We start from the raw sequence: 8,179 nt of genomic DNA, 5'->3' as shown, positions 1-8,179 counted from the left end.
ACCCGCAGCGTGAGCCTGCAAGGCGTCGATGGCGAGGATATTGTGCAGGATATCCTGCTGTCGCTGCATTCAGTGCGGGCGTCCTATGATCCGGCGCGGCCGTTCGTACCATGGTTGATGGCTATTGTCCGTAACCGCATGGCCGATGCGTCGCGGCGTTATGCACGGCGTGCCGAAAATGAGGTCAATACCGGTGAATCGCCTGAAACCTTTTCGTTAGTTGAAACGAAGGATGTTCACGGCGAGTTGATCGATGAGGAAGCCGTGGCTCGTGCCATCGGTGCGCTGCCGGCGGGACAGCGCGCGGCGGTCGAGATGCTCAAGATCCGCGGATTGTCACTGCGTGAAGCTGCGGCTGCCAGCGGGCTCAGCATCGCCGCGCTGAAAACCGCGGTTCATCGCGCGGTCCATTCGCTGCGCAAGACGTTGAGAGAGAAGATCTGACGATGGACACCGATCAAATTATCGTGCGTTTGGCGCGGGATGCGCCACCCGTGCGCCGGCTAGCGCGGCCGATGATGCGGGCGGCGCTGTGGATGGCGCTCGCGCTCGGCTCCGCGGGCGTCTTGGTCTGGGCGGTGTCGCCGCGTCCGGACCTCGGCGCGAAGATGATCGACTTACGGTACGTCGTCGAGCAGATCGCCGCGCTGTTGACCGCGGCAACAGCCGCCTTCGCGGCCTTCACCACCACGGTACCCGGCCAGCCCCGTGGCTGGATAGCGCTGCCGGCCGTTCCGCTCGCGATATGGTTGGGCAGTATCGGGCTGGGCTGCCTCTCGGATTTGTTGCGGGCAGGCTCCGGCTTCCAATCCGACTGGATGTGCTTTCCGGCCATTATGATGATTGGCGCGGTGCCGGCCGTTGCAATGGTGGTGATGCTGCGGGCTGGCGCGCCACTTTTGCCGCGAACCAGCATTGCGCTCGGCGGACTAGCCGCCGCGGCGCTGGGTGATTTCGGGCTGCGGCTGTTCCACACGGCCGACGGTGGCCTGATGGTGCTTGTCTGGCAAATCGGCAGTGTCTTTATACTCACCGCGATCGCCGGTCGTGCCGGGTCGTATATGATGCGCTGGCAACACCTCAAGGGACTGTCGCGCTGACTGATTTCAAGCCCTGGCGTCTCCGCGCGAAGCTTGGGCTCCGTCGCCGGGGCGGAGGTTCAGCCAGTCACAACTCACCAGTACAGGCGGAACCGCCGGTGATGGTGTCGCCGATGCGGATGCCACGGACGGTAGCGGCAGATTTTTCGCGGGCCGTAATAGGTCATCACGATCCGGCAGTAACGCCGTGGATGATAATAGCGCGGACCATAATAATAGGGCTGCGCGTAGCCGTAATAGCGTGGCCGAAAGTGATGCCGGCGATAGCCGTAATAGGCCGGTGCCGCGAAATGGCGCCGCGCCAGCACCGCGCCGCCATAGCGATATCCGCCGCCGTGAAACGCCGGTCCGCGCTGAAATCCACCACCGCGAAACACTGGAGCGGCGGCCCTGAAGCCACCGCCACCTCCGCCACGGAAGGCTGGTGCCGCGCCTCGGAACCCGCCGCCTCCGCCGCCGTGAAAGGCGTGTCCGCCTCCGCCACCACCGCGAAATCCGCCACCACCACCGCCGCCGCGGTGTCCACCATGTTGCACCTGCGTGATCAGCGCGCCGCCGAGCTGCTTGCTCGCCGCCGCATTGCCCGGGCCGATCAATGACGTCGCGCGCGCAGGCAGCATGGCCGACAGCATCACGGCCGTGGCAACGCCGAGCGCGCGGAGCAGACCGTGGCGGAGACCTGAAACTTCTCTCATGCAACATCCTCCCTGACCATGCCGGACACGGGACAGCCGTGGCGAAGCAATGAACCGCGGTGCCGGATGTCACCCGTGTTGCCTGCGCCTGGGAAAATTATGGCGGCCGATCTGAATGCGTCATGAATGACGACCCGATTGGCGGTCCGGGCCACAAACAAAAACAGGCGCCCGAGGGCGCCTGTTGTCCGCCGCACGATGCGGCTACTGATTACCAGCGGTTGCCGAAGCCAAAGCCGATGCTGAGCGGCCCGCCGAAGCCGGAACCATGTCCGAAGTTATGTCCGAAGCCTGAACCGAATCCATGGCGACCGTAACTGCCGTAGGAACGATGCCCGCCATAGCTACCGAACGAACCGCCGAAATTCGAACCGCCATAATAGGACGGCCGATAACCACCGCCGTAACCTCCACCATAGCCGCCGCCGTAATAGGACGGCTGATACCCACCGCCATAGCCGCCGGCGTAGCCGTAACCTCCGCCATAGCCTCCCTGGCGATAGCCGTACCTATAGCCGGAATAGGCGGGACGCAGATAATACGACCGATAATTATGGCCGTAGCCTCGCGAATGCATGCCATGGTGCCGGCGCATGTGATGTCGTTGCGAGCGATGATGATGACGGCGTTGCGCGCTGAGGTCGGTCGCCGTCGCGGCCTTCTGCGACGTCGCCTTTTGCGATGGCTGCGCGGCGGTGGCGGGCGCGGTTGTGAACGCGGCGCCGAGTGAAACAGTAGCGGCCACCATGGCCGCGCCAATCCAGACTTTCATGAAATGTCCTTGTGCGTGATGTCGATCATCGAACTAATGCACGGATGCCACGCGATTTCCCGCGACAGAGCGACGCGGCGATGCCCGCTTTACGCAAACAGGCCCGCCTGAGCGGGCCCGGGTGACAAGAACACTTCATCGTGACGTGATTACCAGAAGTGGCGACGGTGCCAGTGACGGCGATGATGGTAGCCGTGATGGCGGTGCCAACCATAGTGGCGACGCCAGCCGTGATGGCGGCCATGCCAGCGCACTTCCGTGGCGCCGGTCGCCGTCTCGCGTTGCACCGCCGCGGCGATCGCTGGATTGACCAGCGACATGGCGCTGGCGCGTTCAGGCGGTGCTGTTGCTAGCAGTAGCCCGGCCACCGCGGCCAGTCCCAGAACCGTGTTCATGCTCATCTGCCTTCTCCATGAATCTGACACCATCATGCCAATGTCGCGCGGCAACGCAGGGCGATTGGCATCGCGCAAAGGCTAGCGGCGACGGCGTGAATGCGAAATGAATGTTGCGACGCGGATGCCATGGGTTTTGCCACGCGTAAAAAAAACAGGCCCGCGTGAGCGGGCCTGTTTGCGACGGAGAGCGTGCCTGGCTTAACGGCGATGACGACCATGGCCGCGGTGACCGCCATAGCCGCGATGACGCTGTGAAAAATGCGGACGGCGCCATCCGCCGTGACGACGGAAGCCATGATGCGGACGGAAGTGACCGCGATGACCGCGAAAGCCGCGCTGGTTGCGATACTGTACTTCAGTCGTCACGACAGCCGCGGCACCGCCCTGGACAGCCGCGGCGATGCCGGGGTTGTTCAGCGACATCGCGCTCGCGCGCTGGTTCGGCGCCGCGACGAACAGCAATCCCGCAATCGCGGCAAGGCCGAGAATCTTCTTGATGTTCATGAGGTGGTTCCTGGTTCGGCACCGCGGTGGTGCCGCGCGGCGTGGGCATCGCCGCGCTTGATAGGACGCTAGGTCCACCGAGGTGAACGCGCCGTGAATGATTGGGTGCCACGCGAAAGCCAGACATTGTGTCGCGGGCAATGATGTTGCGTCGCAACTTTCAAAACTCCTGCCGTTGCCGCCCGGAGCTCTGGCGACAACAAGGAGATGACCATGAATCGGATGTCGCACGCCGCCGCGGCTTTCGCAGCCACATGCTCGTTCGCCGGAGTTGCCTCGGCCTCGCAGGGCCCGGGTGTGCGGCCGGGCACCGCCGGAGCGACGATTCAGCTGGCGATGGCGATCATCGTATTCGGCGGTTCCGCATTGCTGGTCGGCATCGCACTGATCGGTGCCATCCGCCGAGCGTCGGCTCAGCCGCGGCGCCAGTAGCAGTTCATCCGCGGAACGATGACGGTACCGCTCGGGCGGAATTCCTGCACCAGATTGGCGGTGCATTCGCGCACCGCATTGGGGCCGGGATTGTAGCTCGGATGCACACCACGCTCGTCGTCATTGCGATAGATGCGCACTCGGGCGCGGGGACGTCGGCTTTGCGCCGAAACGTCGGAATCGCTTCGGACCTGGGGTGCACGCGATGGGGTCTGCGCCTGCGCGGTACCGGCCACCGGCAAGGCTGCCATTGCCGCCGCCAATCCAATTGCCGCCATCGTGATCCGCATCATACGCCCCAGAACCTGACTTCCCGAGGCGGCAACGTCTCCGATTGGTGCCCGGCCGTCAACCGCCACGGCCTCCGGCTTTGCCCAATCCCGCGCAATTCGCTACACCGTTGCCATGTGGCCATCCCTGAAAGCTCCCGACCTCGCCGACATGGAAACCATGGCGCACGACATGTTCGCGCGCCTGCCGGACGGATTTCGCCAGCTCTGCGAGGGCATCATCATCAGGGTCGATGATTTCCCGACCGACGAGGTGCTGGAGGAGATGCAGGCGGAGACCGAATTCGACCTGCTTGGCCTGTTCCAGGGCGTCGGTCTGCCATTCCAGAGCCAGAACAATACAGGCCAGCTGCCCAACATGATCTGGCTGTATCGCCGCCCGATGCTGGATTACTGGGCCGAGCACGACGAAACCCTCGGCCACATCGTCCGCCACGTGCTGATTCACGAGATAGGCCACCATTTCGGGCTGTCGGACGACGATATGGAGGCGATTGAGGCCCAGATTGACGATGTCCACGAGGTTGAGGCGTAGCCTGGCGCAAATGACGCTTGGACGTCGCGTCCGATCCGGCTAAAAAGCGGCCTCAACCGGGAACAGCATTATGGACAAGTTCACCACGCTGGAAGGCGTCGCAGCGCCGCTGAAGATCATCAATGTCGATACCGACATGATTATCCCGAAGCAATACCTCAAGACCATCAAGCGCACCGGGCTCGGCAAGGGCCTGTTCGCCGAGGCGCGCTACCTCGACGATGGCCGCGAGAACCCGGATTTCGTGCTCAACAAGCCAGCCTATCGCAACGCCAAGATCATGGTTGCCGGCGACAATTTCGGTTGCGGCTCGAGCCGCGAACACGCGCCCTGGGCGCTGCTCGATTTCGGCATCCGCTGCGTGATCTCGACATCGTTCGGCGATATTTTTTACAATAACTGCTTCAAGAACGGCGTGCTGCCGATCCGGGTCTCGCAGGAGACGCTCGACCATCTGTTCGACGACGCCGAGCGCGGCGCCAATGCCACGGTGTCGATCGACCTCGAGAAGCAGGAAATCCGCGGCCCCGATGGCGGCGTGGTGAAGTTCGAGATCGACGCGTTCCGCAAGCACTGCATGATCAATGGTCTCGACGACATCGGTCTGACCAAGGAGAAGCAGACCTCGATCGACAGCTACGAGGAAAAGGCCAAGACCGCGCGCGCCTGGGCGTGACGCCTTACTCGCAGCCGTCATTGCGAGGAGCGAAGCGACGCGGCAATCCAGAAAGCCGCAAACCACACAAGGCTGGATTGCTTCGTCGCAAGAGCTCCTCGCAACGACGACTACTGCTGTGATTCCTGACGTCGTCACCTTCTGGGACGGGCCGCTCGATGCGCTCCGGATGTTGTGCCTGCGCTCGCAGGTCGCCGCCGGCCATCGCGTCACGCTGTACAGCTTTGCCCCGCTCGGCGGTCTGCCGGACGGTGTCGTAAATGCCGATGCCGAGACCGTGCTGCCGCGGTCCTTTGCCGAGCGGCTGCGACCATCCGGTCCCGGCGGCAGCTGGCGCGACTGGACCACGCTGCAGTTCAGCGACTTTTTCCGGATGCGGCTGATGGCCCTGAACGCAGGGCTGTGGCTCGACGCCGACGTGCTGTTGTTCAAGGCCATCGAGATCGATCCGGCCAAACCCTATTTCGCCTGGGAGAAGAAACGTCAGCTCGGCAATTCGGTGCTGTATCTGCCGCCCGGCGATCCAGTCATTGCCGCCTTCGACGCCTTGATGCGGCAGGAAGAGCTGACGCCGGACTGGCTGGCGTGGCGGCACCGGATGATTTTTGCCTGGCGCAAATGGCGCGGCGGCTCAACCCGGCTGAGCGATATCCGCGTCGCGATCTTTGGCCCTGCGTCGCTGACGGCGCTGGCTCGCCGCTTCGGCTACGCCAGATATGCACTGCCGCGGCGCGCCTATTACGCAATTCACGCCGAGCCCAAACGGTTCTTCGAGCCGTGGGATTTTTCGGCTCTGGTGGCCGATCCCGAAATTCTGGGCTTCCACATCTCGCCGAAGGGGCGCGGCAAGGAGCAGCCGATTCCGGGCAGTTTCTATGCGTGGGCGACGGAGCGGATGAGCATGCCCGTGATTCCGGGTTCGCGTCCGGCGAGAGCCGGCCGCGCCCCGGAATGACGCCTCACCCCATCGTTGCGATCGCGTCCGAAATGGCGATCGTCCGCTTGGCCATTTCAGCGTGCAGGCGTTCGACCATCTTGCCGTCGAGTTGGATCGCGCCGCGCTTGGCGTTTTCCGGCAGCTCAAAGGCCGCGATAATTTTTCGCGCCTGCGCCACTTCCGCGGCGGGCGGCGTGAAGATCTCGTTGCAGGCGTCGATCTGACCGGGGTGGATCAGGGTCTTGCCGTCGAAGCCGATGTCGCGGCCTTGCGTCGCTTCCTCGGCAAAGCCGACCGGGTCGCTGATGCCGCTATAGGGGCCGTCGAGAATTTCCAGCCCGTGCAGCCGGGTAGCGAGCACGCAGTTGATGATCATCGGCAGCATCGCGGCGCGGCCGGGCATCATGCGGATCCGGGTCTCGCGCGCGATATCATTCGGGCCGAACACGAAACCGGCCAGCCGCATCTCGGCATCGCGCGACGCCGCCGCGAGTTCCTCGCAATGCAGGATGGCGCGCGAAGTCTCGATCATCGCCCATACCCGGATCGACATGTCGGCATTGATGTCGCTGAGCCGATCGGCAATCGCCGCGAGGTCCTCGACGCTGGAAATTTTCGGCACCAGGATGCCATCGGGCTTGGCCTTGCCGGCCATGGTGACGTCGTCGATCCACCATGGCGAATCCAGCGCGTTGATGCGGATGATCACCTCGCGCTTGCCGAACCCGCCGGCCGCCAGGGTCTGCGCGATCGCATCGCGGGCGCTGGCCTTCGCGTCCGGCGCCACGGCGTCCTCAAGGTCCAGAATGATTCCGTCGGCGGGCAGGCCGCGGGCCTTCTCCAATGCGCGCGGGTTGGAGCCCGGCATAAACAGCATACTGCGGCGCGGACGGATCATGATGTCTTCCCTGTCATCTCGGCGATTTGTTTTTCAGGCATTCGCGATAACATCTCGGACCCACGCCCGAAAGCCTTGTTCACGGCGGCGTCCTATGGTTAGCCGGGACAACCAAAGGGCCTTCCATGACCGCGTTTCCATCCCAACTGATTTCCGGCTACCAGACGTTCACCTCGCAGCGGCTGCCGACCGAGCAGTCGCGTTTCCGCGAATTGTCCGAGCGCGGCCAGTCGCCGGCCGTGATGGTGATCGGCTGCTGCGATTCCCGGGTGTCGCCGGAAGTCATCTTCGATTCCAGTCCCGGCGAATTATTCGTGGTGCGCAACATCGCCAATCTGGTGCCGGTGTATCAGCCCGACGGCGGCGCCCACGGCGTCTCGGCGGCGCTGGAATATGCGGTACAGGTGCTGAAGGTGAAACACATCGTGGTGCTGGGCCATGCGCAATGTGGCGGCATCCGCGCCTTTGTCGATAATGCCGCGCCGCTGTCGCCCGGCGATTTCATCGGTCGCTGGATGTCGATGTTCATCAAACCCGGCGAGAAGGTCGAGATCCGCGACCACGAGACCATGATCGACTTTGCGACACGAATCGAAAAGGCGGCGGTGTTCCGCAGCCTGGAAAACCTGATGACGTTTCCATTCGTTCGGGCGGCGGTGGAGCACGGCGCGCTCGAACTGCACGGCGCCTATTTCGGCGTCGCGGTGGGCTCGCTGTCGGTGCTGGATCAGGCGGCGAAGGAATTCGTGCCGGTGACGGCCAGCGGTCTGGCGTAAGGCCTGTCCACGTCATTGCGAGTCTGGCGCCGGCCTTTCGGCCGATCCTGAGATATGAAATGTCGGACTCGTGTCCCGGCTCCGCGGCGCATGACGCCTGCTGCGGAGGCGCATGGCGCCGCGTCCGGGACAAGTTTCTTCCGAGGAGCCAACGGGCCCGGCTTCG

General features: G+C 63.8%; 13 protein-coding genes. 7 read left to right on the top strand and 6 right to left on the bottom strand.

Annotated features, from left to right (window positions below; all coding sequences use genetic code 11):
- Both Q0S16_RS13125 and Q0S16_RS13120 read left to right on the top strand, forming a co-directional pair.
- The coding region (locus Q0S16_RS13125; RefSeq protein WP_295848875.1) for a sigma-70 family RNA polymerase sigma factor at positions 1-444 on the top strand (444 nt) is incomplete at its 5' end.
- A gap of 2 nt (positions 445-446) precedes the next feature.
- Positions 447-1,100, top strand: a complete 654-nt coding sequence (locus tag Q0S16_RS13120; protein ID WP_295848873.1) for an NrsF family protein — start codon at positions 447-449, stop codon at positions 1,098-1,100.
- A gap of 74 nt (positions 1,101-1,174) precedes the next feature.
- Here Q0S16_RS13120 and Q0S16_RS13115 read toward each other — a convergent pair whose 3' ends face one another.
- From Q0S16_RS13115 to Q0S16_RS13100, 4 genes are all read right to left on the bottom strand, one after another.
- Positions 1,175-1,795, bottom strand: coding sequence for a hypothetical protein (locus Q0S16_RS13115; protein WP_295848871.1), 621 nt, complete (start codon positions 1,793-1,795; stop codon positions 1,175-1,177).
- A 211-nt stretch (positions 1,796-2,006) separates the two neighbouring features.
- Positions 2,007-2,567 carry a hypothetical protein gene (locus Q0S16_RS13110; RefSeq protein ID WP_295848869.1) on the bottom strand — a complete coding sequence of 187 codons (561 nt, stop codon included), beginning with the start codon at positions 2,565-2,567 and terminating at the stop codon, positions 2,007-2,009.
- Between the two features lie 149 nt (positions 2,568-2,716).
- Positions 2,717-2,968 (bottom strand): hypothetical protein, encoded by a 252-nt coding sequence (locus Q0S16_RS13105; RefSeq protein ID WP_295848868.1) that lies wholly within the window; start codon positions 2,966-2,968, stop codon positions 2,717-2,719.
- A 195-nt stretch (positions 2,969-3,163) separates the two neighbouring features.
- Positions 3,164-3,469 carry a hypothetical protein gene (locus Q0S16_RS13100; RefSeq protein ID WP_295848866.1) on the bottom strand — a complete coding sequence of 102 codons (306 nt, stop codon included), beginning with the start codon at positions 3,467-3,469 and terminating at the stop codon, positions 3,164-3,166.
- 213 nt (positions 3,470-3,682) lie between these two features.
- On the opposite strand from Q0S16_RS13100, the gene Q0S16_RS13095 reads away from it, so the two are divergent.
- A complete protein-coding gene (locus tag Q0S16_RS13095; RefSeq protein WP_295848864.1) occupies positions 3,683-3,901 on the top strand; it encodes a hypothetical protein in 219 nt (72 codons plus the stop codon).
- Here Q0S16_RS13095 and Q0S16_RS13090 read toward each other — a convergent pair.
- The gene (locus Q0S16_RS13090; RefSeq protein WP_295848862.1) at positions 3,883-4,152 is read right to left on the bottom strand and encodes a hypothetical protein; all 270 of its coding nucleotides are present in this window, start codon (positions 4,150-4,152) and stop codon (positions 3,883-3,885) included. The two genes, Q0S16_RS13095 and Q0S16_RS13090, sit on opposite strands and share 19 nt — an antisense overlap.
- Before the next feature lie 154 nt (positions 4,153-4,306).
- On the opposite strand from Q0S16_RS13090, the gene Q0S16_RS13085 reads away from it, so the two are divergent.
- The 3 genes from Q0S16_RS13085 to Q0S16_RS13075 all read left to right on the top strand — a co-directional run bounded on the left by Q0S16_RS13085 (position 4,307) and on the right by Q0S16_RS13075 (position 6,357).
- Entirely contained in the window at positions 4,307-4,726 is a 420-nt protein-coding gene (locus tag Q0S16_RS13085; protein WP_295848861.1) for a metallopeptidase family protein, read from the top strand.
- Positions 4,727-4,796: 70 nt separating this feature from the next.
- Positions 4,797-5,402: a 3-isopropylmalate dehydratase small subunit gene (gene leuD / locus Q0S16_RS13080; protein WP_295848859.1), complete on the top strand. Its 606-nt coding sequence runs from the start codon at positions 4,797-4,799 to the stop codon at positions 5,400-5,402.
- Positions 5,403-5,520: 118 nt separating this feature from the next.
- The gene (locus Q0S16_RS13075) at positions 5,521-6,357 is read left to right on the top strand and encodes a hypothetical protein (protein ID WP_295848858.1); all 837 of its coding nucleotides are present in this window, start codon (positions 5,521-5,523) and stop codon (positions 6,355-6,357) included.
- Between the two features lie 4 nt (positions 6,358-6,361).
- Here Q0S16_RS13075 and Q0S16_RS13070 read toward each other — a convergent pair whose 3' ends face one another.
- Complete coding sequence (locus tag Q0S16_RS13070) at positions 6,362-7,237, bottom strand: CoA ester lyase (protein ID WP_295848856.1); 876 nt, start codon at positions 7,235-7,237, stop codon at positions 6,362-6,364.
- Between the two features lie 125 nt (positions 7,238-7,362).
- On the opposite strand from Q0S16_RS13070, the gene Q0S16_RS13065 reads away from it, so the two are divergent.
- Positions 7,363-8,013, top strand: a complete 651-nt coding sequence (locus tag Q0S16_RS13065; RefSeq protein WP_295848854.1) for a carbonic anhydrase — start codon at positions 7,363-7,365, stop codon at positions 8,011-8,013.
- The last annotated feature ends 166 nt before the right edge of the window (positions 8,014-8,179 follow it).

The organism is Tardiphaga sp. (genome assembly GCF_025356345.1).
GTDB lineage: Bacteria > Pseudomonadota > Alphaproteobacteria > Rhizobiales > Xanthobacteraceae > Tardiphaga.
The sequence above is the reverse complement of the archived record's forward strand: the minus strand, read 5'-3'. Positions and strand labels throughout refer to the sequence as shown.

What these genes read in the sequence shown, in the direction of transcription:
- Q0S16_RS13120 (WP_295848873.1), top strand. Translation starts at nt 447, where the DNA reads ATGGACACCGATCAAATTATCGTGCGTTTGGCGCGGGATGCGCCACCC.
- Q0S16_RS13115 (WP_295848871.1), bottom strand. Translation starts at nt 1,795, where the DNA reads ATGAGAGAAGTTTCAGGTCTCCGCCACGGTCTGCTCCGCGCGCTCGGC.
- Q0S16_RS13110 (WP_295848869.1), bottom strand. Translation starts at nt 2,567, where the DNA reads ATGAAAGTCTGGATTGGCGCGGCCATGGTGGCCGCTACTGTTTCACTC.
- Q0S16_RS13105 (WP_295848868.1), bottom strand. Translation starts at nt 2,968, where the DNA reads ATGAGCATGAACACGGTTCTGGGACTGGCCGCGGTGGCCGGGCTACTG.
- Q0S16_RS13100 (WP_295848866.1), bottom strand. Translation starts at nt 3,469, where the DNA reads ATGAACATCAAGAAGATTCTCGGCCTTGCCGCGATTGCGGGATTGCTG.
- Q0S16_RS13095 (WP_295848864.1), top strand. Translation starts at nt 3,683, where the DNA reads ATGAATCGGATGTCGCACGCCGCCGCGGCTTTCGCAGCCACATGCTCG.
- Q0S16_RS13090 (WP_295848862.1), bottom strand. Translation starts at nt 4,152, where the DNA reads ATGGCAGCCTTGCCGGTGGCCGGTACCGCGCAGGCGCAGACCCCATCG.
- Q0S16_RS13085 (WP_295848861.1), top strand. Translation starts at nt 4,307, where the DNA reads ATGTGGCCATCCCTGAAAGCTCCCGACCTCGCCGACATGGAAACCATG.
- leuD (WP_295848859.1), top strand. Translation starts at nt 4,797, where the DNA reads ATGGACAAGTTCACCACGCTGGAAGGCGTCGCAGCGCCGCTGAAGATC.
- Q0S16_RS13070 (WP_295848856.1), bottom strand. Translation starts at nt 7,237, where the DNA reads ATGATCCGTCCGCGCCGCAGTATGCTGTTTATGCCGGGCTCCAACCCG.
- Q0S16_RS13065 (WP_295848854.1), top strand. Translation starts at nt 7,363, where the DNA reads ATGACCGCGTTTCCATCCCAACTGATTTCCGGCTACCAGACGTTCACC.